At 65.6% G+C, this 25949-nt stretch carries 24 protein-coding genes; 3 read left to right on the top strand and 21 right to left on the bottom strand.

Going from position 1 to position 25949, the window contains the following annotated elements:
- Positions 1 to 17: 17 nt before the first annotated feature.
- The 4 genes from AKG11_RS19145 to AKG11_RS19130 all read right to left on the bottom strand — a co-directional run bounded on the left by AKG11_RS19145 (position 18) and on the right by AKG11_RS19130 (position 4616).
- A complete protein-coding gene (locus AKG11_RS19145) occupies positions 18 to 1325 on the bottom strand; it encodes a tetratricopeptide repeat protein (RefSeq protein ID WP_050745075.1) in 1308 nt (435 codons plus the stop codon).
- Positions 1326 to 1614: 289 nt separating this feature from the next.
- On the bottom strand, positions 1615 to 2151 hold the full coding sequence (locus AKG11_RS19140; protein ID WP_050745074.1) for a DUF2076 domain-containing protein: 537 nt from the start codon (positions 2149 to 2151) through the stop codon (positions 1615 to 1617).
- Between the two features lie 212 nt (positions 2152 to 2363).
- On the bottom strand, positions 2364 to 3593 hold the full coding sequence (aztD, locus tag AKG11_RS19135) for a zinc metallochaperone AztD (RefSeq protein WP_050745073.1): 1230 nt from the start codon (positions 3591 to 3593) through the stop codon (positions 2364 to 2366).
- A 144-nt stretch (positions 3594 to 3737) separates the two neighbouring features.
- Positions 3738 to 4616 (bottom strand): LysR family transcriptional regulator, encoded by an 879-nt coding sequence (locus AKG11_RS19130; protein ID WP_050745072.1) that lies wholly within the window; start codon positions 4614 to 4616, stop codon positions 3738 to 3740.
- A 98-nt stretch (positions 4617 to 4714) separates the two neighbouring features.
- Between AKG11_RS19130 and AKG11_RS19125 the strand changes: the two genes are divergently transcribed.
- Positions 4715 to 5455 (top strand): sulfite exporter TauE/SafE family protein, encoded by a 741-nt coding sequence (locus tag AKG11_RS19125; protein ID WP_050745071.1) that lies wholly within the window; start codon positions 4715 to 4717, stop codon positions 5453 to 5455.
- A gap of 12 nt (positions 5456 to 5467) precedes the next feature.
- Here the strand turns inward: AKG11_RS19125 and AKG11_RS19120 are convergent, their stop codons facing one another.
- The 15 genes from AKG11_RS19120 to AKG11_RS19050 form a co-directional block, all read right to left on the bottom strand.
- A complete protein-coding gene (locus AKG11_RS19120) occupies positions 5468 to 6760 on the bottom strand; it encodes an amidohydrolase family protein (RefSeq protein WP_050745070.1) in 1293 nt (430 codons plus the stop codon).
- Positions 6757 to 7698 carry an ABC transporter permease gene (locus AKG11_RS19115; RefSeq protein ID WP_050745069.1) on the bottom strand — a complete coding sequence of 314 codons (942 nt, stop codon included), beginning with the start codon at positions 7696 to 7698 and terminating at the stop codon, positions 6757 to 6759. The genes AKG11_RS19120 and AKG11_RS19115 overlap by 4 nt, the downstream gene beginning before the upstream one ends.
- Positions 7699 to 7700: 2 nt before the next feature.
- Positions 7701 to 8750 (bottom strand): ABC transporter permease, encoded by a 1050-nt coding sequence (locus AKG11_RS19110; RefSeq protein ID WP_050745068.1) that lies wholly within the window; start codon positions 8748 to 8750, stop codon positions 7701 to 7703.
- Complete coding sequence (locus AKG11_RS19105) at positions 8740 to 10266, bottom strand: ABC transporter ATP-binding protein (protein ID WP_050745067.1); 1527 nt, start codon at positions 10264 to 10266, stop codon at positions 8740 to 8742. The genes AKG11_RS19110 and AKG11_RS19105 overlap by 11 nt, the downstream gene beginning before the upstream one ends.
- Before the next feature lie 119 nt (positions 10267 to 10385).
- Entirely contained in the window at positions 10386 to 11411 is a 1026-nt protein-coding gene (locus AKG11_RS19100) for a BMP family protein (protein ID WP_050745066.1), read from the bottom strand.
- Positions 11412 to 11669: 258 nt separating this feature from the next.
- On the bottom strand, positions 11670 to 12470 hold the full coding sequence (locus AKG11_RS19095) for an enoyl-CoA hydratase (protein WP_023516857.1): 801 nt from the start codon (positions 12468 to 12470) through the stop codon (positions 11670 to 11672).
- A 5-nt stretch (positions 12471 to 12475) separates the two neighbouring features.
- Positions 12476 to 13366 carry a 3-hydroxyisobutyrate dehydrogenase gene (gene mmsB, locus AKG11_RS19090; protein ID WP_050745065.1) on the bottom strand — a complete coding sequence of 297 codons (891 nt, stop codon included), beginning with the start codon at positions 13364 to 13366 and terminating at the stop codon, positions 12476 to 12478.
- Positions 13363 to 14433: an enoyl-CoA hydratase/isomerase family protein gene (locus AKG11_RS19085; RefSeq protein ID WP_050745064.1), complete on the bottom strand. Its 1071-nt coding sequence runs from the start codon at positions 14431 to 14433 to the stop codon at positions 13363 to 13365. The genes mmsB and AKG11_RS19085 overlap by 4 nt, the downstream gene beginning before the upstream one ends.
- A complete protein-coding gene (gene lpdA, locus AKG11_RS19080; RefSeq protein ID WP_050745063.1) occupies positions 14417 to 15805 on the bottom strand; it encodes a dihydrolipoyl dehydrogenase in 1389 nt (462 codons plus the stop codon). The genes AKG11_RS19085 and lpdA overlap by 17 nt, the downstream gene beginning before the upstream one ends.
- 4 nt (positions 15806 to 15809) lie before the next feature.
- Positions 15810 to 17165 carry a dihydrolipoamide acetyltransferase family protein gene (locus AKG11_RS19075; RefSeq protein ID WP_050745062.1) on the bottom strand — a complete coding sequence of 452 codons (1356 nt, stop codon included), beginning with the start codon at positions 17163 to 17165 and terminating at the stop codon, positions 15810 to 15812.
- 2 nt (positions 17166 to 17167) lie between these two features.
- Positions 17168 to 18181 carry an alpha-ketoacid dehydrogenase subunit beta gene (locus AKG11_RS19070; protein WP_050745061.1) on the bottom strand — a complete coding sequence of 338 codons (1014 nt, stop codon included), beginning with the start codon at positions 18179 to 18181 and terminating at the stop codon, positions 17168 to 17170.
- 1 nt (position 18182) lies between these two features.
- Complete coding sequence (locus AKG11_RS19065) at positions 18183 to 19415, bottom strand: 3-methyl-2-oxobutanoate dehydrogenase (2-methylpropanoyl-transferring) subunit alpha (protein WP_050745060.1); 1233 nt, start codon at positions 19413 to 19415, stop codon at positions 18183 to 18185.
- Between the two features lie 34 nt (positions 19416 to 19449).
- Positions 19450 to 20577 carry an acyl-CoA dehydrogenase family protein gene (locus AKG11_RS19060; protein ID WP_050745059.1) on the bottom strand — a complete coding sequence of 376 codons (1128 nt, stop codon included), beginning with the start codon at positions 20575 to 20577 and terminating at the stop codon, positions 19450 to 19452.
- 22 nt (positions 20578 to 20599) lie between these two features.
- Positions 20600 to 21787 (bottom strand): acetyl-CoA C-acyltransferase, encoded by a 1188-nt coding sequence (locus tag AKG11_RS19055; RefSeq protein ID WP_050745058.1) that lies wholly within the window; start codon positions 21785 to 21787, stop codon positions 20600 to 20602.
- 23 nt (positions 21788 to 21810) lie between these two features.
- On the bottom strand, positions 21811 to 22578 hold the full coding sequence (locus tag AKG11_RS19050; RefSeq protein WP_050745057.1) for a 3-hydroxyacyl-CoA dehydrogenase: 768 nt from the start codon (positions 22576 to 22578) through the stop codon (positions 21811 to 21813).
- Positions 22579 to 22769: 191 nt separating this feature from the next.
- Here AKG11_RS19050 and AKG11_RS19045 point away from each other — a divergent pair, with 191 nt between their 5' ends.
- Positions 22770 to 23768 carry an AraC family transcriptional regulator gene (locus AKG11_RS19045; RefSeq protein WP_082342538.1) on the top strand — a complete coding sequence of 333 codons (999 nt, stop codon included), beginning with the start codon at positions 22770 to 22772 and terminating at the stop codon, positions 23766 to 23768.
- A 73-nt stretch (positions 23769 to 23841) separates the two neighbouring features.
- Here the strand turns inward: AKG11_RS19045 and AKG11_RS19040 are convergent, their stop codons facing one another.
- Both AKG11_RS19040 and AKG11_RS19035 read right to left on the bottom strand, forming a co-directional pair.
- A complete protein-coding gene (locus tag AKG11_RS19040; protein WP_050745056.1) occupies positions 23842 to 24186 on the bottom strand; it encodes a DMT family transporter in 345 nt (114 codons plus the stop codon).
- On the bottom strand, positions 24183 to 24827 hold the full coding sequence (locus tag AKG11_RS19035) for an FMN-dependent NADH-azoreductase (RefSeq protein ID WP_050745055.1): 645 nt from the start codon (positions 24825 to 24827) through the stop codon (positions 24183 to 24185). Before AKG11_RS19035 ends, AKG11_RS19040 begins: the two co-directional genes overlap by 4 nt.
- 90 nt (positions 24828 to 24917) lie before the next feature.
- Between AKG11_RS19035 and AKG11_RS19030 the strand changes: the two genes are divergently transcribed.
- Positions 24918 to 25760: a LysR family transcriptional regulator gene (locus tag AKG11_RS19030; RefSeq protein WP_050745054.1), complete on the top strand. Its 843-nt coding sequence runs from the start codon at positions 24918 to 24920 to the stop codon at positions 25758 to 25760.
- Positions 25761 to 25949 lie beyond the last annotated feature (189 nt).

The following is a 25949-nucleotide window of genomic DNA, read 5'->3' as shown; positions in this document are numbered from 1 at the left end:
ATGCCTTGCGATGGGACTCACTTGACCTGACCCTTGATTTCGGTGCGCAGGTCGATGGCCTTGTAGAATGCCGGATTGATGCGAAGCGCCTGCTCCAGATCCGATAGCGCCTGGGCGAGATCGTTCTTCTTCACGAAGATTGCGGCGCGGCCGTAATAGGTCTCCTCGTCCGCCTGTTTCATCGTGATAGCCGTGTCGAAGTCGGTGATCGCCTCGTCATATCGGCCAAGATCGAAAAGCACGATGCCGCGATTGTGCCGGGCGTTTCTATGCTTCGGGTCCAGTTTCAGCGCCGACTCGAGGTCGGCAAAGGCTTCCTTCAGCTTGCCGTCACGGCGATAAGCCTCCGCGCGGTTGTTGTAGGCGTCGGCATTGTCAGGATTGAGGGAAAGGGCCGCGTCGAGATCCGCATAGGCCCGTTCGAATTCGCCGAGGCGATGGAGGACGAAGCCGCGTGCCGAGAGTGCCTTGTCGTCCTTCGGATTGATCGCCAGTACTTTGTCGAAACTCGCCACGGCCAGCTTGGCCTCGCCGGTCTCCGCCTGGGCGACACCGAGATTGCGCAGGGAATCGATACGAGTTGGATCGAGTTCGAAGGCGCGCTTGAAATCGGCGAGCGCCGATGCGTAATCCCGCTTCCGCAGATAGGCGACCCCGCGCATGTCGTAATAGGCCGGCTGCTTGTCATCGAAACGGATGGCCTCGCCGAGATCCGCAATGCCGGCATCGATCTCCCCCATCTCGATACGGGTAGAGCCACGGCTCTGGAAACTCTCTGCCCGCTTCGGCTCGATCAGCAGTGCCCGGTCGTAATCGGCGATGGCGCGCGCAAAATCGCCCTTCATCGCATGGGCGGAACCACGCGAATTGTAGGAATTGGCCGTCGGCTTGCGCAGGATCGCCTCGTTGAAATCGGCAATAGCCTTGTCGAGCGCGCCGGTCCGCACATGGGCGGCGCCGCGGTTCTGGTAAGTGTCCGCCCGGTTGGGGTCGATCCGCAACGCTTCATCGAAATCGGCGATCGCCTTCGGAAAGTCACCGAGAAACAGATAGGCCATGCCGCGATTGTGACGCGCAGTCTCGCTGGCGGGGAGCAACGACACGACGGCGTCAAAATCGGCGACCGCCCGATCGGGCTGGCCCATCCTGAGATGCAGCTGGCCGCGCTCATTGAAGGCAACGGCGTTCTTTGGGTCGAGACGAATGGAGCGGTCGAGGTCCTCCAGCGACTGGCCGGAGGCCGTCGCACCGGCGTTCTGTTGCGCCTGCACGACCGTTGGCGAAAGAGCGATACAGATGGCGATCGCACCGACGAGAGCTTTCATGCCGACACCTCCGTTTACGGCAAGTCACGCGGATCACCAGCCGCCCCACCTGACGATCCGAACGGAAGGTAGGGCAGGGCATGCCGTTTCGCCATAGCAGGCGGGCAACGGTGCAGCAGTAAAATCCGGCAGGGACATTTGCGGTACAGGGATACATGGACGCAGAAAGAACGCCGCCTGTTTACAGGCGGCGCTAGGGTTCCAGACTGTACCAAAGGTGCCCTTCGATCCTCCGCAGTATCGGCCCCGGCCATCATGGGTTCCCCCTGTCCGGCTGGGGCGTTCGACCTCACATTTCGAAGTCGCCGCCATCCTCATCCTCGGCGGGCTCCTCCGCGGCAGCGGGTTGGGCTGCCTGTGCCTCATCGCCACCGAACATGCCCATGATGGCATTGCCGAGCAGGACGCCGCCGGCGACGCCCATGGCCGTCTGCGCGGCGCCGGCAAGAAAACCGCCGCCGGCACGGCCCTGCATCGGCATTGCACCGGCATTCTGACCCCAGGGCGATTGCTGCGGCGCGGCAGGGCGCATGGCGGCCGGCTGCGGCCGCGCATTTCCGCCGAAAAGGCCGGACAGGAGTCCACCGCGCTGCGCCGGGCTGTTGACAGCCTGATATTCAAGCTCCTCGATCCGCCGCTGTGCGGCTTCCAGCGCCTGCTCCTGCACGACGATCGTCTGGGCCATGAAGTAGGGCGCGCCGGGCTGCTGGCCCACCCTGTCCTGAATGAAGCGATCGGCGTCGGCGTCGCGGGGGCCGGCCTGGCGTTCGACAGCGGCGAGTTTGCTGAACAGGCCTTCGATAGCCTGCTGGTCGTTGCGGTCCATTATGTGATCCTTTCGATGCGCATCTGTGCTTGGCGGACAGAATGATGCCTGCCCGTCATGTCGCCATCGGCCGGAAGGCTTCAAACCTGCCCGGCACAAGGCTCCATGTGCGCGGTATACGAACGGACCCTGCCGGCGCTTCCGGACTTCACGAAAAGTTCAAGGGGTCGGAGCGTGCCGGCGTCAAACCGGCACGCCTTTGACAACGGGCCTTAGTGGCTCGCGCCGGATCCCCCGGCAGCGACGATCGCGAAGGGTTGTCCTTCGACGGCAATGGTGCGGGTCTCCTTCAGCGTTTCGGAATCGACAAGCCGCACAAGGCTCTTGCGTGGATCAGTGATGGCAATGTGGTCCCCGGCGACCGCAAGACGCGGTCGCGGATCACGCCAATGCCCATCCTTGCTGTAGGGCTCGGTGACGGTTTCGGACTTGGTGATCACACCATCCACGACGTCGAGAAGGTGGAGCCTGCCGTCCTCGGTCAGGATGTAGCCGTTCCGCGGCTTGGCCGGATCAAGGGTGAAATCGACCCGCCGAAGCGGCAGCTCGACAAGACGGTAGGGCTGCTTGGCATCGGCGTCGATGAGGACAACCTTGTCGTCGCCGTAGTTGCCGAGGAAGAACTGCATGGACGTGCCGCCGAGCAGGGTCGAGACCTTGCCGTCCGGCAGCGTGTCGCCATAGGCGAGCATATCGAGTTTCGGGCCATCCATGCCACCCGGGCGGGCAACGAGCACACCTTCCGCGCAGCCGAAAGCCACCAGGCGTGCCGAGGTCGCCTCACCGTGCAATCCCGTGCAGGTCGCGACGTCGCCCACCTGCTTGCCATCCCCGTCCAGCACGCGAAGGCCAAGGCGGGGCGGCAACTCCCCCTCCTTCACCGACGCTTCCATGTTCGGCACGGAAACGAGCAGATGATTGCCCATCGGCACCGCAACACCATGGTGCGCTGCTGTCGTGTCGTAGGGCTTCAGGTCCGCCTTGCCCTCCAGCAGCGCACTTTCCCTGACGAAATCGAACTTGCCGCCGCGGTCGTAGAAGATCGCGAGATCGTCGCCATGCGCCACCACATGGCCGGGCTTCTCGCCGCTGATCGTCGTCGAAAGGAGTTTGGGCTCCTTGATCTCGATGTCCCGGTGTTCGCCATGGTCAGAAAGCGCAATGCCGGTGTCGATAACCTGAACCATGTTCTGATCGCCCTGTACGGCAAAGACGGTGCGCCCTGTCGCACTTAGCGAAAGCGCCGCATAACCCTTGAGGTCAAAGCGGCCGATTTCCTTGTCGGAGCCCAGATCGATGGCGCGAACCACGGGCTGGGTATGATCGGCGACAAACAGCCGCCAGGTCTCGCGCTGCTCCTCATCCGCATGGGCGGCGTAGGGAAGGGCGAGGGTCGCAAGGATGGTGGTGGCGAGAAAGGCGCCGGAACTGGAGCGGGACATAGGGTCTCCTTTTAATGTAATAACGTAACATAGTTTTGTTATAGCGTAACATCGCCTGTGTCCAGCGTTCCGTGGCTCTTCCTGTTGGAGAACGGCAGGGAAGCCCTTGCCTGTCCGATGGCTGCCTGAAAGCGCTGGCAAGCGCTACGTGGTCGCCAGATGCTCCAGCAGCTTTCGGGCGACGGGATCGAGCGGTCGGGACTGATGAACGCACAACAGCAGGCGACGCGTTGCCCAGGGTGCGCTCAGCCGGACGCAGCGGATCGGCAGGGTGCGCCGGTAGCGCCGGGCCGCAACGTCCGGAAGAATGCCGACCCCGGCGCCGGCGGCCACAAGGCGGCAGATCCCCTCGAAGGTTCGCAGACGGATGCGCATGCGGAGCTTCTGCCCGATCCGAAGGGCCTGCTGATCGATATGGTCCTGCAGTGCACCGGCAAAGCCGATATGGGTCTCGCCGAGCATGTCCGGAAAGGCGATCTGTTTGTGCGTTGCCAGTGGGTGGTCCTGCGGCAGCACCGCGACGAGGCGGTCCACGGCGAAAGGAAATGTCGAAAGCGGACCGGCATCGACGGCATCGGAGACGATGCCGATCTCGGCCAGCCCCCGTGCCACCGCAACCACGGTGTCCCGACTTGGCCGTTCGGAAAGGTCGATATCCACCCGGGGATGGGCCGCAAGCCACGGGGCGAGGCGTTCTGGCAGGAACTCCATCATCGCGGCCGTGTTGGCGAGAACCCGGATCGTCGCCCTCAGCCCGCGCGCATGCTCGGACATGTCCGCATGCATGGTGCCGACCTGGTGCAGCACGAGACGGGCGTGGTGCGCCAGCGTTTCCCCGGCACGGGTCGGCGTCACGCCGCGGCGGCCGCGTTCAAGAAGCAGCACCCTGCCCGAGGCTTCCATATCCCGCAGCCGCTCGCTTGCCGCCGCGACCGAAAGGTTTGCGGCAAGGGCGCCGTGCGTGATGCTGCCAGCCTCGACGATGGCCAGGAAGAGGCGAAGATCGGCTAGGTCAAAGCGCATGTCCGAAGCGTAACACGGATTGTGCTTTCGGAAAAACCGGAAGCTGGCACTGGACCTTCCGGCTTGCGCACCGGGCATGCCCGGCACTAGCTCTCCACATGGACAAGACCGAAATCATCATCGTCGCCGCAACCTTCTTCCTTGCCGGCATCGTCAAGGGCGTCACCGGCATGGGCCTGCCAACCGTCGCGATGGGCGTGCTTGGCGCCCTCATCTCGCCGTTGAGCGCCGCAGCCCTGCTGCTCGTCCCGTCCTTCGTCACCAATCTCTGGCAATTGCTCGCCGGCCCCGGTTTCACGGCCGTCCTTCGCTCCTTTTGGCCGATGATGGCGATGCTTGTCATCGGAACGCTCCTCGGCGCCGGCCTGCTTGCCGGCGGCGACACCAACCGGTCCACCGCAGTGCTCGGCCTCACCCTCGTGGCCTATGTCCTCTATTCCCTTTGCGCCGGGCCAAAACACGTGCCGCGGTCGTGGCGGGCCGTCGCCTCGCCGCTCGTCGGCCTTGCGACCGGCATCGTGACGGGCGCGACCGGCGTGTTCGTCATTCCGGCGGTGCCTTACCTCCAGTCCCTGGGCCTCGGCAGAGACGCGCTGGTCCAGGCGCTCGGCCTTTCCTTCACCGTCTCGACAATTGCCCTTGCCCTCGCGCTCGGTCTGCACGGCGCGCTGCCGGCCGATAGCCTGCTGCCTTCGCTCCTCGCCGTCGCACCCGCCCTGGCCGGCATGGGGATAGGACAGGGGATCCGGCGGCACATCCACCCGGCAACCTTCCGCCGGGGTTTCCTTGTCTGCCTGCTTTTGCTGGGTTGTGAGATGGCACTCCGGCCATTCCGGTGACGAGGCCTCTTTCTACCGCGCTTGTGGCGGCACGATGTGGCGACGGTTGATGCTTGCCGGGCGCCCCTTGATGGACAGGGTGGTGTCGCGCTTTTCGCGCTCGGCAACAACCTTGCCCTTCGAGACGACGCAGAGTCGCTCGGCACGCAGGCGCACTGCCTCGATGGGATTGCCCGCATCGAGCACGACAAGGCTTGCCGATTTGCCGACGGCGAGGCCGAGGTGATCGAGGCCCATGATCTCGGCATTGACCCGCGTCACCATGTCGAAGCAGGCGCGCATGTCCACGGGCGACGACATCTGGGCGACGTGCAGTCCCATGAAGGCGACATCCAGCATGTCGGCAGTGCCGAGCGAATACCAGGGGTCGAGCACGCAGTCCTGGCCCCAGCCGACTCGGATGCCGGCCTTCAACATCTCCGGCACGCGCGTCATGCCGCGACGCTTCGGGTAGGTGTCATGCCGGCCCTGCAACATGATGTTGATGAGCGGGTTGGGAATCGCCGACACACCCGCCTCGGCGATCAGCGGCAGCAGCTTCGAGACGTAGTAATTGTCCATCGAGTGCATCGAGGTGAGATGCGAGCCGGCCACCCGGCCCTGCAGGCCGAGGCGCTGGGTCTCGTAGGCGAGCTGCTCGATGTGGCGGGAGAGCGGATCGTCGGTCTCGTCGCAGTGCAGGTCGACCATCAGGCCGCGCTCGGCCGCGATCGCGCAGAGGTCGGTGACCGACCGCGTACCGTCCGCCATGGTGCGCTCGAAATGCGGGATGCCGCCGACGACATCGACGCCCATGTCGAGGGCGCGGATGGTGTTTTCACGCGCGTTGGGCGCGCGGTAGAGACCGTCCTGCGGGAAGGCAACGAGCTGGAGGTCGATATAGGGCGCTATCTCACGCTTGACCTCGAGCAGGGCTTCCACGGCCAGCAGACGGTCGTCGCAGGTATCGACATGGGTGCGGATGGCGAGCAGGCCCATGGACACCGCCCAGTCGCAATAGGCAAGCGCACGCTCCTTGACGGCCTCGTGGGTCAGCAGCGGCTTGAGCTCCCCCCAGAGCGCAATGCCTTCGAGCAGCGTGCCCGAGGCGTTGATGCGCGGCAGCCCGTAGGAGAGCGTCGCATCCATATGGAAATGTGGATCGACAAAGGGTTGGCTGACGAGATTGCCCGACGCATCAACGACACGGCCGGCTTCGGCGTCGATACGTGGCTCGATTGCGGCGATCACCTCGCCCTTGATGCCGATATCGGCGACGGTTCCATCGGGTAGCGTGCCACCCTTGACGATCAGGTCGAAGCTCATCTTTCGCCTTTCTGGTATGGGATCATCAAAGCCTTGGGATAGGTGGCGCGGCGCGCCACCAGGATCAGCGCCAGGATCGACAGTGCATAGGGCATCATCAGAAAGACCTGGTAGGGCACGATGCCGCCCGATATCTGCTGCAGGCGGATCTGATAGGCGTCGAAGGCGGCAAACAGGATGGCGCCGACCAACGCCTTGCCCGGCCGCCAGGAGCCGAAGACGACAAGCGCGATGCAGATCCAGCCACGGCCGTTGATCATCTCGAAGAAGAACGAGTTGAACGCCGACATGGTCAGGAAGGCGCCGCCGACCGCCATCAGCGCGCTGCCGGCGACGACGGCACCCATGCGGATGCCGGTGACCGAAATACCCTGCGCCTCCACGGCCGACGGGTTTTCTCCAGCCGCGCGCACGGCAAGGCCGACAGGCGTGCGATAGACAACCCAGGTGACGAGCACGACCGCGAGGAAGGCGAGATAGGTCAGCGGTGTCTGCGTGAACAGCGCCTCGCCGAGCACGGGGATGTTCGACAGGCCGGGGATCGCCAGCGGCTGGAACGGCTCGATCTTCGGCGGCGAGGTCACCTCCGGCAATACGAGGCGATAGGTGAAATAGGTCAGGCTGGTCGCCAGCAGCGTAACGCCGATGCCGACGACATGCTGCGACAGGCCGAGCGGCACGGTGAGCGTGGCATGCAGCAGACCAAACAGCGCACCGGCAAGGGCCGCCACAAGCACGCCGGCCCACAGGTCGCCGCCGCTATAGACCGTGAACCAGCCGGCGAAAGCGCCGACAGTCATGATGCCTTCGATACCGAGATTGAGCACACCGGCGCGTTCGCAGATCAGTTCGCCCATGGTCGCGAAGATCAGCGGCGATGCGATGCGCACGACGGCGACCCAGAAGGAGGCGGTGAAGAGGATTTCAAGCGCGTCCATCATCACCTCCACCTGATCCTGTACCGTGTCAGAAGGATCGCCACCACCATCGTCAACAGCGAGGTGGCCACCATGACATCGGCGATGTAGCTCGGCACCTTGGCGGCGCGGCTCATCGCATCGGCACCGACGAAGATGCCGGCGACGAAGATCGCCGAGGCGACGACGCCGAGCGGATTGAGCATCGCCAGCATGGCAACGACGATGCCGGTATAGCCGTAGCCTGCCGACAGATCGAGCGTCAGGTTGCCCTTGAGCCCGGACACTTCGGAAAAGCCCGCAAGTGCGGCCAGCCCGCCGGAGAGCAAGGCCGTCTTCATCAGCACAAGGTTGACCGGAATGCCGACGAAACGCGCGCCTTCGGGATTGTGGCCGACGGCGCGCATCTCGTAGCCGAGCTTGGTCTTCGTCGTGATGACCCACACCACGACGGCCGCGATGATTGCGATGACGAAGCCGAGATGCAGACGCTTGCCCTGGATGAGGCGCGGCAGCTGCGCCTCCGCGATGACCTTCTGGGACTGTGGCCAGCCCAGCCCCATCGGGTCTTTAAGTACGCCTTCCAGCAGCATCGACACGAAGAGCAGGACGATGAAGTTCAAAAGCAGCGTGGTGACCACCTCGTCGACGCCGAAGCGCGTCTTCAGCACGGCCGGGCCAAGCAGCAGCAGCGCACCGGCCGCCATCGCCGCCGCCATGAGCACCGGAATCAGGATGACCGACGGCAGGGGTAGGGCGCCGGTTCCCAGCACCACGGTGACCACACCGCCAATATAGAGCTGCGCTTCAGCGCCGATGTTCCAGAGCTTGGCGCGGAAGGCGACGGCGACGGCAAGGCCTGTGAAGATCAGCGGCGCCGCGCGCGTCAGGGTTTCCAGCAGCGCGAATTGCGAGCCGGCTGCGCCCTGCGCGACCAGGTAGAAAACCGAGAGCGGCGACGCGCCGGCCGCCAGAACCAGAAGAGAGACCAACAGCAGCGTGGCGAGGATGGCCGCCAGCGGGAACAGCAGGGTGACCGCCAGCGTCGGCGCGGGTTTCGGCTCAAGCCGCATCGGTGCGCTCCCCGCTGTGGCCGGCCATCAGCTCCCCGAGCTCACGAATGCTGCGCTCGCCGCGGGCGGAGGGTGTCGACAGGCGCCCCTTGGACATGACGATGATGCGATCGGACAAGGCCAGGATTTCCTCGAGATCTTCCGAAATCAGCAGGACGGCCGCGCCGCGTTCCCGCGCCGCGAGCAGCTTGCGGTGGACATAGGCGACGGCGCCGACATCAAGGCCGCGCGTCGGCTGGCTGGCCAGGATGACAGCGGGTTCCGGATCGAGCGCTCGACCCAGGATGAGCTTCTGCATGTTGCCACCCGACAACAGGCGTATGCGCGCCTCAGGCGAGGGACACTTCACATCGTAGTCGGCGATGATCTTCTCGGCGAAGCGACGGGCGGCCTTCCAGTCGAGAAACCCCATGCGGCTGAAGCGCGCACTGCCGTAGCGCTCGGCGATCACATTCTCGGTGACGCTCATGTCGCCGATGGTGCCGACCGCATGGCGGTCTTCCGGAATACGCGCCACGCCATGGTCGAGCGCGACACGCGGCGACCAGCCGGCCACGTCCTGCCCGGCGACGGAAATGCGGCCGCCGGTCGCGCGCTGGGTGCCGGCGATGAGCGCTGCAAGGGCCGCCTGGCCATTGCCGGAAACGCCGGCAAGGCCGGTGATCTCGCCGGCCCTCAGGGTAAGCGATATGTCGTCGAGCGCAGCCCCGTTGTAGGGCGTGGTGGAGACGCGTTCGAGCGCCAGCAGCGGTGCCCCGACATTGGCCGGGCTGACCTCCGCCGGCTTCACCTCCTGACCGACCATCAGAGCCGCCAGCGCCTTGCGATCGGTCGATGCCGTTTCGCGTTCGCCGACAAGCTGGCCCGCGCGCAGCACCAGCACACGATCGCTGACGGCCATCACTTCATGCAGCTTGTGGGAGATGAAGATGATCGACAAGCCCCTGGCGACGAGCAGCTTCAAGGTTCGAAACAGCGCATCGGTTTCGGCCGGGGTCAAGACGGCGGTCGGCTCGTCGAGGATCAGGATACGGGCGTCGCGATAGAGCGCCTTGAGGATTTCGACACGCTGGCGCTCGCCAACCGAAAGCGTGGAGACGGTGGCTGCAGGATCGACGGCAAGGCCGAAATCGGCGGAGAGCTGCGCAATGCGTGTCCGCGCCAGCGCCCTGTTGAGCCGCGCCCGCCAGAGGCTTTGTGTGCCAAGTGCGATGTTCTCCTGCACCGTCATGTTGTCGGCGAGGGTGAAATGCTGGTGCACCATTCCGATACCGGCATCCAGCGCAGCGCGCGGATCACCCGGCGGCAGCGGCTCGCCAAAGGCCTCGACGGTTCCAGCATCGGCGACATAGTGGCCGAAGAGAATGTTCATCAGCGTCGTCTTGCCGGCGCCGTTCTCGCCGAGCAGCGCGATGACCTCGCCACGCTTCAGATCGAAGGAAATGCCGTCATTGGCCCGGAGGGAACCGAAACGCTTGCTGATGCCGGAAAGACGGAGGACGGGTGTATCGGACACGTTGGTAACCGGGCGTGGGTTTTGAGGGCTGTTCTGCTCACAGGGAGGCGTGATGGCGGCAAGGGAAAACATCCTCTGCCGCCAGCCATGTCGCCCCGCGATCGTCAGAACGCGGAACGCTAGCTCGATTTCGGCTCTGCGTCGTTGATCTCGACGGTGAACGAACCGTCCTTGATCGCCTTTTCCTTCTCGGCGATCTTCGCCTTCACGTCGTCGGGAACCTTGGCATCGAAGGTGCCGAGCGGCGCGAGCGAACAGCCGCCGTTCTTCATGAAGGAGTAGACGCCGTAGTCGTCCGCCTTGAAGGCGCCGGCCTTCACTTCCGCGATCGCCTTGTCCAGCGTCGGTTCGAAATGCCACAGCGCGGAGGCGACCACGGTCTCCGGATAGTCCGCCTGGGTATCGATGACATTGCCGATGGCCAGGACCTTCTTTTCCTTGGCCGCGTCGGACACGCCGAAACGCTCCGCATAGAGCAGGTCCGCTCCGCCATCGATCTGGGCGAAGGCGGTCTCCTTGGCCTTGGGCGGATCGAACCACGAGCCGATGAACGCGATCTGGAACTTGGTATCCGGGGCCACCTCTTTCACGCCCGCCATGAAGGCGTTCATCAGGCGGTTGACCTCGGGGATCGGATAGCCGCCGACCATGCCGATGTTCTTCGACTTGGTCATCGCGCCGGCAACAAGACCGGAGAGGTAGGAAGCGTCCTGGATGTAGTTGTCGAAAACCGAGAAGTTCGGCACGGCGGCATCGGGCTTGAAGCTGGAGCCCATCAGGAAGGCGACGTCCGGATAATCCTTGGCGACGGCACGGGCGGCATCCTCCACGCCGAAGACCTCTCCCAGGATCAGCTTGTGGCCGGCTTCGCAATATTCGCGCATGACGCGCTCATAATCGTTGTTGGCGGTATTCTCCGAATAGACATATTCGATGTCCCCGCGCTCCTTGGCGGCATTGGCCGCCTTGTGGATGCGGCTGACCCACTGCTGCTCGACCGGAACGGTATAGATGGCCGCGACCTTGAGCGGGTCGGCGGCGAACAAGCGGCCCGGCAGGCCTGCGGCCGCAACCGCCGCGGACGCACCGGCGACCTTGATCAGGGTTCGTCTGGAAATGCCGAAATTGAATGGATTGCGATGCATTCGATTCCCCTTTGGCTTATCGCGCAATTCATTGAAAAGCGTCTTTTTTTACCACTTGGTCAACATAGGTGAAATCTCTCGCTGCGGCAATTGGGCGCGGCTGAAAGTTCACGGCATGCGGCCTGGCGCACCCGTCAGTGCCCGGCACGACACCGGGTTTCGCTTCAGCAAGATTGCCGCCTTGTCCGAACGGCACCACCAGCCCGGAGCGTTGCTCGCCGGACTGCCGAAAATGCGGTAATGCTGATGATGGTGTGCTTACTTGCCGACGAAGGTCGGCCTGCGCTTCTCGACGAAGGCGGCCATGCCTTCCTTCTGGTCCGCCGTTGCGAACAGCGCATGGAAAAGCCGCCGCTCGAAGGCGATCCCGTCACGCAGGCCTGTTTCGAGCGCACGGTCCACCGCCTCGCGGGCGGCCATCGCCGCCGCCTTTCCATAGGTGGCGATCGTCTCGGCCGCGGCGAGCGTCTCCTCCATCAGCCTGTCGGACGCGATCACCCGGGAAACGAGGCCCGCCCGTTCCGCCTCCACCGCGTCCATCATCCGGCCGGTGAGGATGAGATCCATCGCCTTCGCCTTGCCGACGAGCCTCGTCAGCCGCTGTGTTCCGCCCATGCCGGGGATCACGCCAAGCTTGATCTCCGGCTGGCCGAACACGGCCGTATCGGCGGCAAAAATCATATCGCACATCATGGCCAGCTCGCAGCCGCCGCCGAGCGCATAACCGGAGACCGCAGCAATTTTCGGCGTGCGCAGCGCAGCGAACCGTTCCCAGGCGGCAAAAAAGTCCTCGCTGTACATCTCGGCGAAGGACTTGTCGGCCATCTCCTTGATATCGGCACCCGCGGCAAAAGCCTTTTCCGAGCCGCGGATAACGAAACAGCCGACGCCGGGGTCGCGATCGAGCGCGGCAAGATCATCGGCGAGTGCAAGCATGATTTCGGAATTCAGCGCGTTGCGAGCCGCCGGCCGGTTCAGCGTTACGATGACGACGCGGCCCTGCCGTTCGACGATAACAGGTTGCTCCACCCCAGCCACTCCCTCGATGATCGATGCCATGTCCGCTACCTTGTCCCCGTCTCGCCCCGCAACATGTTGATGATGGCGGAAAAATCCTTGCCGCCGAACCCTTCGTCGGCAAATCTCTGATAGAGCGCCGCCGCCGTGGCGCCGAGTGGTGTCATCGCGCCGGCATCTGTTGCTGCTGCCTGCGAGAGCTTCAGATCCTTCAGCATCAGCGCCGCGGCAAAGCCAGGTTCGTAGTCACGATTGGCCGGCGAGCCGGGGACGGGCCCGGGCACCGGGCAATAGGTCGTCAGCGACCAGCATTGGCCCGAGGAGACAGAGGCGACGTCGAACAGCGCCTGGTGCGTGAGACCCAGCTGCTCGCCGAGCACGAAGGCCTCGCCCACGGCGATCATGCTGATGCCGAGGATCATGTTGTTGCAGATTTTTGCCGCCTGGCCGGCGGAGGCGCCACCGCAGTGGATGATCTTCTTGCCCATCGCCTCGAACACCGTTTTCGCGCCGGCAAAGACCGCCGCATCCCCGCCCACCATGAAGGTGAGCGTGCCGGCCGTAGCCCCGCCGGTGCCGCCGGAAACGGGTGCATCGAGCGCCGGGCAACCATGTGTCTCGGCGAGCGCGTGGGCCTTGCGGGCGCTGTCCATGTCGATGGTCGAGCAGTCGATGAGCAACGTGCCCGAGGGCACGATGGCCACCAGCTCCTGCCAGACGGAAAGCACATGCGCACCCGCCGGCAGCATGGTGATCACGATGCCGGCGCCGGAAACGGCCTCCGCGACCGAGGCGACGGTCGATATCCCATTTTCCCGGGCGAGCTCCAGCGAGGCGGCCGTCAGGTCGAAACCGCGCACATTGTGGCCGGCTTTCACGAGGTTTGCGGCCATCGGGCCGCCCATATGGCCAAGACCGATGAAGGCGATAGGGCTCATAGGCGTTCTCCTTTCCCTGCATCCACAACGAAGAGCGGCTTTGCCGACGGTTCGAAGAAGGCGGCGACATGCTCGGCAGTGACGTCATCCAATCGCGCCGGGCGCCACTGCGGATTGCGGTCCTTGTCAATGACGGCGGCCCGGACACCCTCGTAGAAATCATGACTGCGCAGAACGGCCGCCGTGGCGGCGAACTCCCGTTCGAGGCAGGCTTCAAGCGACGGCGCCTGCCTCCCGAGGCGGAGCAGGCGGAGCGTCACCTTCAGGCTGAGCGGTGATTTCGTCCGCAAAACGCCGAGCGTCTTTTCCGCAAAAGCCGATCCGTCCTGCGCCAGCGCCTTCAGGATGTCCTCGATCGTATCGAAGGCAAAAAGCCGATCGATCAGGGGTTGCTGCGCAGCGACGCTTGCGGGCGGCGGCGTTTGCGAGAAGGCGGCAATCGTTGCCGGCACATCGGGCTGGCGGGAGAGCGCTTCGGCCAGCTCCGGCAGGCGTTCCGAAGGGACGTAGCTGTCGGCAAGCCCGAAGGCGATGGCGTCGGCGGCAGCCAGCAGTTCGCCGGTCAATCCGGCATAGGTGCCGAGTTCGTTCTTCCCGCGTGTGAGGAACCACGACGCGCCGACATCCGGGAAGAAGCCGATGCCCGTTTCGGGCATGGCGAAGCGGGTGCGCTCGGTGACGATGCGGTGGCTGGCATAGACGGAAACGCCGACCCCGCCGCCCATGACGATGCCGTCCATGAAGGCGACGAAGGGTTTTTGCAGCCGGTTCAGGCGGGCGTTCAGGCGATATTCCTCGCGCCAGAAATCGACGGGCTCCGGGGAGCCGGCCTTGCCGCCCTCATAGATCATGCGGATGTCGCCGCCGGCGCACAGCCCGCGCTCGCCCTCGCCGGTGAGAAGCACGGCGGCGACGTCGGGATCGACCTCGAAGGCGTCCAGCGCCCTGTCGATGTCGCGGATCATCGGGAGGGTCAGGCTGTTGAGCGCCTTCGGCCGGTTGAGCCGGATGCGGCCGAGCGCGCCGGTGCGGTCGATCAGGGTTTGCGGCTCAGATGTGGAGGGCATGGCCGAGGGCTTTCAATGCGGCTTCCTGCAAGCCTTCGCTGCGGGTCGGGTGGGCGTGGATCGTGCCGGCGACGTCCTCCAGCCGCGCGCCCATTTCGAGCGCCAGCGAGAAGGCGCTGGAAAGCTCCGAGACACCAGCGCCGACCGCCTGAAGGCCGAGCAGCAGGTTGGTGTCCGCGCGCGCCACGGCGCGGACAAAACCGTCTTCCGACTGGGTGGTCATGGCGCGGCCGTTGGCGTTGAACGGGAAGAGGCCGATGCGGATGTCGTAGCCCTGCGCGCGCGCCTCGTCGGGCGAAAGGCCGGCGGTGACGATTTCCGGATCGGTGAAGCAGACGGCGGGGATGGCGCGCTTGTCCCAGGCGCGCTTGCGGCCGGCGACGATCTCGGCGACCATCTCGCCCTGCGCCATGGCGCGATGGGCGAGCATCGGCTCGCCGGTGACGTCGCCGATGGCATAGACGCCGCGCATGGAGGTGCGGCAGCGCTCGTCGATGCGGACGAAGCGGCCGGCGCGGTCGAGATCGAGGTCTTCGAGGCCCCAGCCCTCCGTGCGCGGCTTGCGGCCGACGGTGACGAGAACCTTATCTGCGGCAATCTGTTTTTCCGCGCCGGACGCGGTCTCGATCACCAGCGCCTCGCCGGAAAAACCTTTCGCCTTGACGCCGGTCAGCACGCTGACGCCGAGATCGGCGAGGCGCTTTGCGACCGGCTTGACGAGTTCGGCGTCGTATTGCGGCAGGATCTGCGCCATGGCCTCGACCACCGTGACCGCCGCGCCCAGCTTGGCGAAGGCCGTGCCGAGTTCGAGGCCGATATAGCCGCCGCCGACGACGGCAAGTTTTTGCGGCACGCTTTGCAGCGACAATGCCTCGGTGGAGGACAGGATCGCGCCGCCGAAGGGCAGCGCCGGCAGCTCGACCGGTTCGGAGCCGGTGGCGATGACCACCGTCTCGGCGCGGATGACTTGCGTTCCGGTCTCGGTCTCCACCTCGACGGTCTTGCCGTCGCGGAACCGCGCCTCGCCGTGCACGATCTTCACCTTGGCCTTGCGCAGGAGGCCGAGCACGCCGCTGTTCAGCCGGCCGACGATGCCGTCCTTCCAGCGGATGGTCTGGGCAAAGTCCAGCTTCGGCGCTTCGACCGTGATGCCGAGCGCGTTGGGGGCCGTCATGTGGCGCACCTTGTCGAATTCCTCCGCCGCATGGATCAGCGCCTTGGAGGGGATGCAGCCGACATTGAGGCAGGTGCCGCCGGCCTTGGCCTTTTCGACGATGACCGTATCGAGGCCGAGCTGGCCGGCGCGGATGGCGCAGATATAGCCGCCGGGGCCTGCGCCGATGACAAGAAGCTTGCAGACGATCTCTTTCATGTCATCAGCCTTCGATGAAGATCAGTGCGGGGGTTTCGAGCAAAGCCTTGATGCGCTGGACGAACACCGCCGCATCCCAGCCGTCGACGATGCGGTGGTCGAAACTCGACGACAGGTTCATCATCTTGCGCGGAATGAACTGCACGCCGTCCCAGACCGGCCGGGTCAGGATCTTGTTGACCCCGACGATCGCCACTTCCGGGTGGTTGATGATCGGCGTCGTGACGATGCCGCCGAGCGCACCGAGCGAGGTGATGGTGATGGTGGAGCCGGAGAGTTCCTCGCGCGCGGCCGTGCCGTTGCGGGCGGCGTCGGCGAGGCGCGTCAATTCGGCGGCGCTGTCCCAGATCGTCCGCGCCTCGGCATGGCGCACGACCGGCACCGTCAGGCCGGCCGGCGTCTGCGTGGCGATGCCGATATGGACGGCGCTGTGGCGGGTGATGATGCCGGCATCGTCGTCGAAGGTAGCGTTGACGCCCGGCTGTTCGCCCAGCGTCTTGACCAGCGCCCGCATCAGGAAGGGCAGGATGGTCAGTTTTTGCTGGTCGGGCTTGCGGCCGGCGTTCATCGTCGCGCGCAGGTCTTCGAGGTCGGTGACATCCACCTCCTCGACATAGGTGATGTGGGGGATGCGGGCGCTGGCAAGCCGCATCTTTTCCGCGATGCGGCGGCGAAGGCCGGTGACCTTGATTTCCTCCGTCGCAGTCTTGCGGGCAAGGCCGGCCGGCGCGGCGACGGGCTGTGCGCCGCGCGCAACAAACTGGTCGAGGTCGTCATGGGTGATGCGGCCGGCCGGGCCGGTGGCCGATACCTGCCGCAGATCGACGCCGGCCTCCTGTGCGCGCAGCCGCACGGCGGGCGAGGCGAGCGGCCTTGTCTCCACCGTCGAGGTCTTCCCCTTCTCCCCGGCGGGGAGAAGGTGGCCCCCCCGGGTCTTGCCGGAGGCGAGCCCCAGGACAGGCTCCGGGCCGGATGAGGGGGGCGGCTGGCTCGGTGCGGGGGAAGATACCCCCTCATCCGCCCTTCGGGCACCTTCTCCCCGCTGGGGAGAAGGGAGAGGCTGCCGCGCCTCTTCCGTTACGCTCTCATTCTCGCTTTCACCACCGCTCTCGCCCTCCCCAGCCACAGCGATGCGCAGCAGCGGCGCTTTCACGGCCACCGTGTCGCCGATCTCTGCGCCGAGCCACAGCACCGTGCCATTGACCGGCGAGGGAATCTCCACCGTCGCCTTGTCGGTCATCACGGCGGCGAGCACCATGTCCTCGCGCACCGGATCGCCCGGCTTGACGTGCCATTCGACCAGCTCGGCCTCCGCCACGCCCTCGCCCACATCGGGCATCTTGATGACGAACTCGCCCATCCTCAGCCCTCCATCACTTCTTTGAGCGCCCGGCCGACGCGGGCAGGCCCCGGAAAATAGTCCCATTCCTGCGCATGCGGATAGGGCGTGTCCCAGCCCGTCACGCGCACCACCGGCGCTTCGAGGCTGTAGAAGCAATACTCTTGAACCAGCGACACGACCTCCGCGCCGAAGCCCGACGTGAGCGTCGCCTCGTGCACGACGACGCAGCGGCCGGTCTTCTTCACCGATTGCACGATGGTGTCGAGATCGAGCGGCAGCAGGCTGCGCAGGTCGATCACCTCGGCGTCGATCCCCGTCTCCTCGGCCGCGGCGAGCGCCACATGCACCATCGTGCCATAGGCGACGACGGTGACCGCGCCGCCCGGCCGGCGGATCTCCGCCTTGCCGATGGGGATGGTGTAGTGCCCCTCCGGCACCTCGCCGAGATCGTGCTTCGACCAGGGCGTGACCGGTTTTTCGTGATGGCCGTCGAAGGGGCCGTTGTAGAGGCGCTTCGGTTCGAGGAACATCACCGGGTCCGGGTCCTCGATGGCGGCGATCAAGAGGCCCTTGGCGTCGTAGGGATTGGAGGGGACCACCACCTTCAGCCCGCAGACATGGGTGAAAAGCGCTTCCGGGCTCTGGCTGTGCGTCTGCCCGCCAAAAATGCCGCCGCCGGTCGGCATGCGCACCACGATGGGGCAGGTGAAATCGCCGTTGGAGCGATAGCGGATGCGCGCCGCCTCCTGCGTGATCTGGTCGTAGGCCGGATACATGTAGTCGGCGAACTGGATCTCGACGCAGGGTTTCAGCCCATAAGCCGCCATGCCGATGGCCGTGCCGAGAATGCCGGATTCGTTGATCGGCGCGTCGAAGCAGCGTGTCTTGCCGTATTTCGCCTGCAAGCCCTGCGTCGCGCGGAAAACGCCGCCGAAATAGCCGACGTCCTCGCCGAAGACGACCACATCGTCGTCGCGTCCCATCGAGACGTCCATGGCGCTGCGCACAGCCTCGATCATCGTCATTCTTGCCATGTCAGTATCCTGCCTTCTGCCGCTGGCGGCGGATATGGGCGGGCATGTCCGCATAGACGCCCTCGAAAATGTCGCGCACCGAGGGTTTTCCCCCGGCATGCAGCGTGCCGTGGCTTTCGGCCTGTTTCTGCGCCTGGATCACCTCGTCGAGGATTTCCGCTTCGGCCTGCGTGTGGCGCTCCTCCGACCAGGCGCCGCGCACGATGAGGTGCTTCTTCAGCCGGAGGACGGGATCGCCGAGCGGCCACGCCTCGGATTCCGTCTTCGGGCGATAGGCGCTCGGATCGTCCGAGGTGGAATGTGCGCCGACGCGGTAGGTGACGTATTCGATCAGCGTGGGCCCAAGATTGCGCCGCGCCCGCTCCGCCGCCCACTTCGCGACAGCGTAGACGGCAAGGTAGTCGTTACCGTCGACACGCAGCGCCGGGATGCCGAAGCCGAGGCCGCGGGCCGCAAACGTGCCGGAGCCGCCGCGGGCGATGCCCTGGAAGGTCGAGATGGCCCATTGGTTGTTGACGATGTTGAGGATGACCGGGGCCTTGTAGGTGGAGGCGAAGACGAGGGCGGAGTGGAAATCGGATTCGGCCGTCGAGCCGTCGCCGATCCACGCCGCCGCGATCTTGGTGTCCTTCTTGATCGCCGAGGCCATGGCCCAGCCGACGGCCTGCACATATTGCGTGGCGAGGTTGCCGGAGATGGTGAAGAAACCGTGCGCCTTCGAGGAATACATGATCGGCAATTGCCGACCGCGCAGCGGGTCCGCCTCGTTCGAGTAGATCTGGTTCATCATCTCGACCATCGGATAGTCGTCGGCGATGAGCAGCCCTGCCTGCCGGTAGGTCGGGAAATTCATGTCGCCCTTCTCCAGCGCCTTGCGGAAGGCGGAAGCGACCGCCTCTTCGCCGAGATGCTGCATGTAGAAGGAGGTTTTCCCCTGCCGTTGCGCCATCACCATGCGGGCGTCGAAGGCGCGCAGCATCATCATGTTGCGCAGGCCCGTCAGCAGCTCCTCGTCGGAGAGCAGCCCGGCCCAGGGGCCGACCGCCTCGCCCTCGCGATTGAGCACGCGGATGATCGAATAGGCGAGATCGCGGATATCCTCCGGCGCCACATCGACCGCCGGCCGGGGCACCGAGCCCGCCTTGGCGATCTTGACGCTGGAGAAATCCGGCTGGCCGCCCGGCCGGACCGCCGGCTCGGGGACGTGCAGGCTCAGATGCGGAACCTCGGTCATGCCCTATCATACCTCCCTTGTCGGCTTGTCGCCGTTATAGATTGCGCGCGATGACGATGCGCTGGACGTCACTCGTTCCCTCGTAGATCTGGCAGATGCGCACGTCGCGATAGATGCGCTCGACCGGGTAATCCGCCATGTAGCCGTAGCCACCGTGGATCTGGATCGCATCGGAGCAGACCTTTTCCGCCATTTCCGACGCGAACAGCTTTGCCATCGAGGCTTCGGTGAGGCAGGGCAGCCCCTCCTCCTTCAACACTGCTGCATGCAGCACCATCTGGCGCGCCACCTCGATCCGCGTCGCCATGTCGGCGAGCCTGAAGGCGACGGCCTGATGCTCGATGATCGGCGCACCGAAGGCCGTACGCTCGCGGGCGTAATCGCGCGCGGCCTCGAAGGCCGCCCGCGCCATGCCGACGGACTGCGATGCGATGCCGATGCGCCCGCCTTCGAGGTTCGACAGCGCGATGCGATACCCCTCCCCCTCCCCGCCGAGCCGGTTTTCGGCGGGAATGCGCATGCCGCTGAAGGCGATCTGGCAGGTGTCGGAAGAATGCAGGCCGAGCTTCTCCTCCACGCGCACGACCTCGTAGCCGGGCGTATCGGTCGGCACGAGGAAGGCGGAAATGCCCTTCTTGCCGGCATCGGGATCGGTGACGGCGAAGACGATGATGAGGTTGCCGTTCTTGCCCGAGGTGATGAACTGTTTCGCGCCGTCGATGACGTAGTGATCGCCGTCGCGGCGGGCGCGCGTCTTGAGGTTCGAGGCGTCGGAGCCGGCCTGCGGCTCGGTCAACGCAAAGCCGCCGATCCATTCGCCAGAGGCGAGCTTCGGCAGGAAGCGCTCTTTCTGCGCCTCCGTGCCGTATTTCAGGATCGGCACGCAGCCGACGGAACTGTGCACGCTCATGATGGTCGAGCAGGGGCCATCACCGGCGGCGATTTCTTCCAGCGCCACGGCATAGGCGACCGCGCCCGTCTCCGAGCCGCCATAGGCTTCCGGCACCAGCATGCCGAGGAAGCCGAGTTCGCCCATTTCCGCCAACGCCTCGCGCGGAAAACGGCTCTGCCTGTCGCGCTCCGCCGCGCCCGGAGCCAGCCGCTCGCGGGCAAAATCCCGCGCCATGTCGCGAATCTGGGCCTGCTGTTCCGTCAGGATCATGTCCGGTCTCCCCCCAAACCGTTCAGTGCCGTTCGATCGCCACCGCCGTCGCCTCGCCGCCGCCGATGCAGAGCGTCGCCATGCCGCGCTTCAGATCGTAGCGTTGCAGCGCGGCGAGCAGCGTGACGAGCACGCGCGCGCCGGATGCGCCGATCGGGTGGCCGAGCGCACACGCGCCGCCGTGCACGTTCACCTTCTCGTGCGGCAGGTCGAGATCGCGCATCGCCGCCATGGCGACGACGGCGAAAGCCTCGTTGATCTCGAACAGGTCGACATCGGCAAAATTCCAGCCGGTGCGCTCGCCGAGCTTTTTGAGCGCGCCAATCGGCGCGGTCGCGAAAAGATTGGGCGCTTGCGCATGCGTGGCATGGCCGACGATGGTGGCGAGCGGCGCAAATCCCTCGCGCTCGGCCTGCGAACGCCGCATCAGCACCAGCGCCGCCGCGCCGTCGGAAATCGAGGAGGCGTTGGCCGCCGTCACCGTGCCGCCTTCGCGGAAAGCCGGTTTCAGCGTCGGGATTTTTTCCAGTTTCGCCTTGCCGGGCTGCTCGTCACGGCTGACGACCGTTTCCGACCGTCCGGCCTTGACGGTGACCGGAACGATCTCGCCATCGAAAGCGCCGCTCTCGATGGCGTCGCGGGCGCGGCTGAGCGAGGTCACGGCATAATCGTCCTGCGCGGGGCGGGTGAACTGGTAGGCTTCGGCGCAGTCCTCCGCAAACGTGCCCATCAGGCGGCCCTTGTCATAGGCGTCCTCCAGCCCGTCGAGGAACATATGGTCGATGACGCGGCCATGGCCGAGCCGGTAGCCGCCGCGCGCCCGGTCGAGCAGATAGGGCGCATTCGTCATGCTCTCCATGCCGCCGGCGACGGCGACCGAGGCGCTGCCGGCCGCGATGAGATCGTGCGCCAGCATGACGGCCTTCATGCCCGAGCCGCACATCTTGTTGACGGTGGTGGCCCCGGCGGCGAAGGGCAGGCCCGCGCCGATGGCCGCCTGCCGGGCCGGCGCTTGCCCCTGACCGGCCGGCAGCACACAGCCGAACACCGTCTCCTCGACAGTCTCCGGGCTGACGCCGCTGCGCTCCAGCGCCGCGCGGATCGCGGCCGCGCCGAGTTCCGGCGCGGTGGCGTCCCGGAGATCGCCCTGAAAACCGCCCATCGGCGTGCGGGCCGAACCGACGATGACGATGGGATCCTGCAACATCATATCGAAACCTCCCGAATCCGATCTCAGCGCGGAGCCATGCGCAACGCGCCGTCAAGGCGGATGACCTCGCCATTCAGCATGACGTTCTCACAGATGTGGCGCACCAATGCGGCAAATTCCACCGGCTTGCCGAGGCGCGTCGGGAAGGGCACGCTGCGCCCCAGCGAATCCTGCACCTCCTGCGGCATGCCCGCCATCATCGGCGTTTCGAAAATGCCCGGCGCGATGGACACCACCCGGATGCCGGAGCGGGCAAGCTCCCGCGCAATCGGCAAGGTCATCGCCGCAACGCCGCCCTTGGAGGCCGCATAGGCCGCCTGGCCGACCTGCCCGTCGAAGGCGGCGACCGAGGCCGTGTTGACGATGACGCCGCGCTCGCCGTCCGCCCCCGGCTCCTGCCGGGCGATGGCGGCGGCGGCGAGCCGGATCATGTTGAAGGTGCCGATGAGATTGATGCCGACGGTGCGGGCAAAGCTATCGAGCCGGTGCGGCCCGTCGCGGCCGATCACCTTTTCGCCGGGCGCGACGCCCGCGCAATTGACCAGCCCATGCAGATGGCCGAACCGTTCGAGCGCAAGATCGACGGCGGCCTGGCCATCCCTCTCCTGCGTCACGTCCGTCTGGATGAAGGCAGCACTGCCTCCAAGTTCGCCGACGATGGCCGAACCGGCCTCCGCATTGACATCGGCGATCACGACATTGGCGCCCTCGCCCGCCAGCATGCGGGCCACGGCAGCACCGAGGCCCGAACCGCCTCCGGTGACGACAAAGGTCTTTGCGCGGATCAACATGGCTGCTCTCCCTCAGCACAGTTCTTGTCCGTTGGGCCAGCGTGAAGTGTCGTGAACCGCGAATGGGTCGCACGCCCTCGACGGGCCTGCCCATCCGTCTTGCATCACTCTACGATGGCGCGGTATTGCATGCGATGACCAAAGCGTCTCGATTTTTCGGCCAGTTTTACCATATCCTGCAGGGCATGACGATGACGGAAACCGGACGGCGGATGATATCACCCTTCTTTGTGGAAGAGGCGATCGATTGTCTGAAACGACAGGGAAAAGCACCTGAAAAGGTGCTTGCCTCCGTCGGCCTACCCGCCCGGATCACAGCGCCGATCTCCGCGGAAAGCTACGGTGCCCTCTGGCTGGCAATCGCGGCCGAGATGGACGACGAGTTCTTCGGCATGGGCGGCCGGCCGATGCCCAGCGGCAGCTTCACCCTGCTCTGCCACTGCATCCTGCACGCCAAGACCCTTGACCAGGCGCTGCGGCGCGCGCTGCGTTTTCTGAACGCAATGCTGGAGGATCCGCAAGGCCATCTCGACATTTCCGACGGGCTTGCCCAGATCGTGCTCAAGGACGCCATCGGCCCGCGCACCGCCTTCGCCTACCGGACCTACTGGATCCTGCTGCATGGCATCACCTGCTGGCTCGTCGGTCGGCGCATTCCGCTGCGCATGGTCGACTTCCGCTGCGCCGAGCCGGAGCACGGCGCGGACTACCGGCTGTTCTTCGGCGCTCCCGCGCGTTTTTCGCAGCCGGTCAGCCGTCTCGCCTTCGATGCCTCCGTGCTGAAACTGCCGATTGCCCGTAGCGAGCAGGCATTGAAACAGTTCCTGCGCAACGCGCCCGCCAACATCCTTGTCCGTTATCGCTACGATGCCGGCCTTGCGGCGAGCGTACGCAAGCGCCTGCGGCAGGTGCCACCCACCGCCTGGAGCGCCTTCGACGATCTCGCCGCGCAATTGCGCATGTCCCCCTCGACCCTCCGGCATCGCCTTCATGCGGAAGGCCAGAACTACGCGACGATCCGCGATGAAATCCGCCGGGACCTCGCCATCGAGATGCTGCAGACGACGGCGCTCGGCGTCGGGGAGATCGCCACCCGGCTCGGCTTCTCCGAACCCAGCGCCTTCCACCGCGCCTTCCGCAAGTGGACGGCGACGAGCCCGGCCGGTTTTCGCCGGGAGACGCTGGCATAGGCGCTGTCCGTCCGGGCATGCGTGCGAGAGGCACAGGGCGATCCCGTCACCAAGCGCAGCCCGGCCTCGTCCTTTAGCTTGCGCCTTCCTGCCCTGTGCCGAGATGCAGACCAACAATGGCGATCACGATAATCGCCACATAGGCTATGCGCTGGGCGCCCAGCGGTTCGCCGAACACGACGGCACCGACGAGAACCGAGCCGACCGCTCCGATGCCCGTCCAGACCGCATAGGCCATACCGAGGGGCAGGACGGACAGAGCTCTGGCGAGCGAAAACACGAAAGCCGCCAGAAGGAGGATGGAAAGAAAGCCCCAGCCCCAATGGGTCATGCCGTGCGATTTCTTGGTCGCCAGCGCCCAGAGCACGTCCAGCACGCCGGACAGAACCAGCAAGGTCCACCCCGCCGCGGCACTCATGCATCCGCCCCCGCGAAGCGCTCTGCAAGGGCCGCCAGTTGCACCTGCGCCTTTCCTGCCGCAGCGAGCACGCCCTCCGGCTTGCCAGCCGTCGGGCCGACGGGAACGATGTCCGCGTCACCCAGACCGATGAACGCCAGCGCCTGCCGCAGGTAGGGCGTAGCAAGATCGGGCCGGCCCCAGGACGGGCCCTCGGAGAAACCGCCGGAGCTTGCGAGAATCGCGACAACGGGGCGCGGCCGCAGAAGCGGCGTGTAGCCGGTTTGCGGATCAAAGCGGAAGCTGAGGCCCGGCTGGGTCACGAGGTCGATATAGTGCTTGAGCCGGTAGGGGATTGAGAGGTTCCACATCGGCGTGGAAATGAGGACCGCATCCGCTGCATCGAGCCTTTGCACCAGATCCTCGATCGCCGCCCAGCTCTCGGCCTCCTGCGGCGTGAAGGAGCGGCCCGCTAGACGCGCATACTTCGCGGCAAGCAGAGGCCCGTCGAAGGCCGGCAGGTCGGCCTGCCAGACGTCGACCTCGCGGACCTGAAGGCCCGGGCGATGCGTTTCAAGCGCCTTTATGAAACCCGCCGCCGCCTTGCCGGAATGGGAGAGGTCCGCACGGGGTGACGCCTTGATATGCAGCAGTTCGGTCATGTCGATCTCCTTTGCTGGATCGACATATAAATTTGCGTCTGCGCGAATTATTCTGCATGAATTACGAAACCAGTTCGCATTGGCGCGAAAATGCTCTCGACCGACGACCTTCTTCTGATCGCGGCCCTCGCACGCAGCGGAAAGCCCGCCGCGGCGTCCACCAGTCTCAATGTGCATCTTGCAACGGTCTATCGCCGGCTGAAGGAACTGGAGCAGGAGGCCGGCGCACCGCTGTTCCAGCGCCTCGGCGGGCAATATATCCCGACCCCGCTCGGCAGCGAGCTGGTCCGCGCCGCGACGGCCGTCGCGGCAAGCCTTGCCGAGGCCCGACGGCGGCTTGCGGGCGGCGAACAGCGTCTTGAGGGCCGCATCACCCTCACGACGCCCGATTCCCTGGTGCCTCTGGTCACCGCGCTGCTCCCGCTGGTCCGCCGGAAACATGCCGGCATCCGCTTCGACCTTGTGGTCTCCAACGCCTTTGCCGACATGGCGCGCTACGAGGCGGAAGTCGCAATCCGCCCCACACGGTCCCCGCCGGAGACATTGGTCGGCCAGCGGGCGGGCGCGTTCCGCTACGCAATCTACGCGAAAACCGGCAGCGCGACGGATCTGCCGTGGATCGCACTCGACGACAGTCTTTCGGCCATTCCCGCCGCCCGCTGGCTGGCCGTCCACGTAGCGGAAGAGGAGACCGTACTGCGGGTGAACAGCATGTGGGCCGCCGCCCAGGCCGCGGCAGCCGGCCTCGGGCAGGCACTGCTGCCGGACTATCTGCACCGGTCGTTCGATCTTGAACGGCGGGGCGGCTTCATCGACACATTGGAATCGGAAGTCTGGCTCCTCGTCCATCCGGACCTGCGCCGCACACCACGAATCCAGGCCTTCATGGATCTGGCCGCCGGAAAACTCCGGGAGCAGTTGAAGGCAGGGTAAGAGCGTCAGCCGCGGCTCGATGGCGACATGCGGTACGTCCGGCCGCTCATCGTGCGGATCGAGGATGGGGTGGCCGGAGCGCACGCCGATGCGTCTCGGCCTTCGGGATCGCCTCGGGCAAGGGCCAGTCGATGAAGATCATATTCAGCTAGGAAAGAGCCATGAGCACGCAACTCTTCGACCTCACGG

Source organism: Shinella sp. SUS2 (assembly GCF_001262505.1).
Classification (GTDB): domain Bacteria; phylum Pseudomonadota; class Alphaproteobacteria; order Rhizobiales; family Rhizobiaceae; genus Shinella.
Note: the sequence above shows the minus strand (reverse complement) of the source record. Positions and strands in the feature narration are given on the sequence as shown.

Coding starts and splice junctions, on each gene's coding strand:
- AKG11_RS19055 (WP_050745058.1), bottom strand. CDS start 21,787: ATGATGTTGCAGGATCCCATCGTCATCGTCGGTTCGGCCCGCACGCCG.
- AKG11_RS19115 (WP_050745069.1), bottom strand. CDS start 7,698: ATGGACGCGCTTGAAATCCTCTTCACCGCCTCCTTCTGGGTCGCCGTC.
- AKG11_RS19100 (WP_050745066.1), bottom strand. CDS start 11,411: ATGCATCGCAATCCATTCAATTTCGGCATTTCCAGACGAACCCTGATC.
- AKG11_RS19035 (WP_050745055.1), bottom strand. CDS start 24,827: ATGACCGAACTGCTGCATATCAAGGCGTCACCCCGTGCGGACCTCTCC.
- AKG11_RS19125 (WP_050745071.1), top strand. CDS start 4,715: ATGGACAAGACCGAAATCATCATCGTCGCCGCAACCTTCTTCCTTGCC.
- AKG11_RS19045 (WP_082342538.1), top strand. CDS start 22,770: ATGACGGAAACCGGACGGCGGATGATATCACCCTTCTTTGTGGAAGAG.
- AKG11_RS19095 (WP_023516857.1), bottom strand. CDS start 12,470: ATGGCATCGATCATCGAGGGAGTGGCTGGGGTGGAGCAACCTGTTATC.
- aztD (WP_050745073.1), bottom strand. CDS start 3,593: ATGTCCCGCTCCAGTTCCGGCGCCTTTCTCGCCACCACCATCCTTGCG.
- AKG11_RS19110 (WP_050745068.1), bottom strand. CDS start 8,750: ATGCGGCTTGAGCCGAAACCCGCGCCGACGCTGGCGGTCACCCTGCTG.
- mmsB (WP_050745065.1), bottom strand. CDS start 13,366: ATGAGCCCTATCGCCTTCATCGGTCTTGGCCATATGGGCGGCCCGATG.
- AKG11_RS19120 (WP_050745070.1), bottom strand. CDS start 6,760: ATGAGCTTCGACCTGATCGTCAAGGGTGGCACGCTACCCGATGGAACC.
- AKG11_RS19075 (WP_050745062.1), bottom strand. CDS start 17,165: ATGGGCGAGTTCGTCATCAAGATGCCCGATGTGGGCGAGGGCGTGGCG.
- AKG11_RS19085 (WP_050745064.1), bottom strand. CDS start 14,433: ATGCCCTCCACATCTGAGCCGCAAACCCTGATCGACCGCACCGGCGCG.
- AKG11_RS19140 (WP_050745074.1), bottom strand. CDS start 2,151: ATGGACCGCAACGACCAGCAGGCTATCGAAGGCCTGTTCAGCAAACTC.
- AKG11_RS19030 (WP_050745054.1), top strand. CDS start 24,918: ATGCTCTCGACCGACGACCTTCTTCTGATCGCGGCCCTCGCACGCAGC.
- AKG11_RS19060 (WP_050745059.1), bottom strand. CDS start 20,577: ATGATCCTGACGGAACAGCAGGCCCAGATTCGCGACATGGCGCGGGAT.
- AKG11_RS19050 (WP_050745057.1), bottom strand. CDS start 22,578: ATGTTGATCCGCGCAAAGACCTTTGTCGTCACCGGAGGCGGTTCGGGC.
- AKG11_RS19065 (WP_050745060.1), bottom strand. CDS start 19,415: ATGACCGAGGTTCCGCATCTGAGCCTGCACGTCCCCGAGCCGGCGGTC.
- AKG11_RS19040 (WP_050745056.1), bottom strand. CDS start 24,186: ATGAGTGCCGCGGCGGGGTGGACCTTGCTGGTTCTGTCCGGCGTGCTG.
- AKG11_RS19130 (WP_050745072.1), bottom strand. CDS start 4,616: ATGCGCTTTGACCTAGCCGATCTTCGCCTCTTCCTGGCCATCGTCGAG.
- AKG11_RS19145 (WP_050745075.1), bottom strand. CDS start 1,325: ATGAAAGCTCTCGTCGGTGCGATCGCCATCTGTATCGCTCTTTCGCCA.
- AKG11_RS19070 (WP_050745061.1), bottom strand. CDS start 18,181: ATGGCAAGAATGACGATGATCGAGGCTGTGCGCAGCGCCATGGACGTC.
- lpdA (WP_050745063.1), bottom strand. CDS start 15,805: ATGAAAGAGATCGTCTGCAAGCTTCTTGTCATCGGCGCAGGCCCCGGC.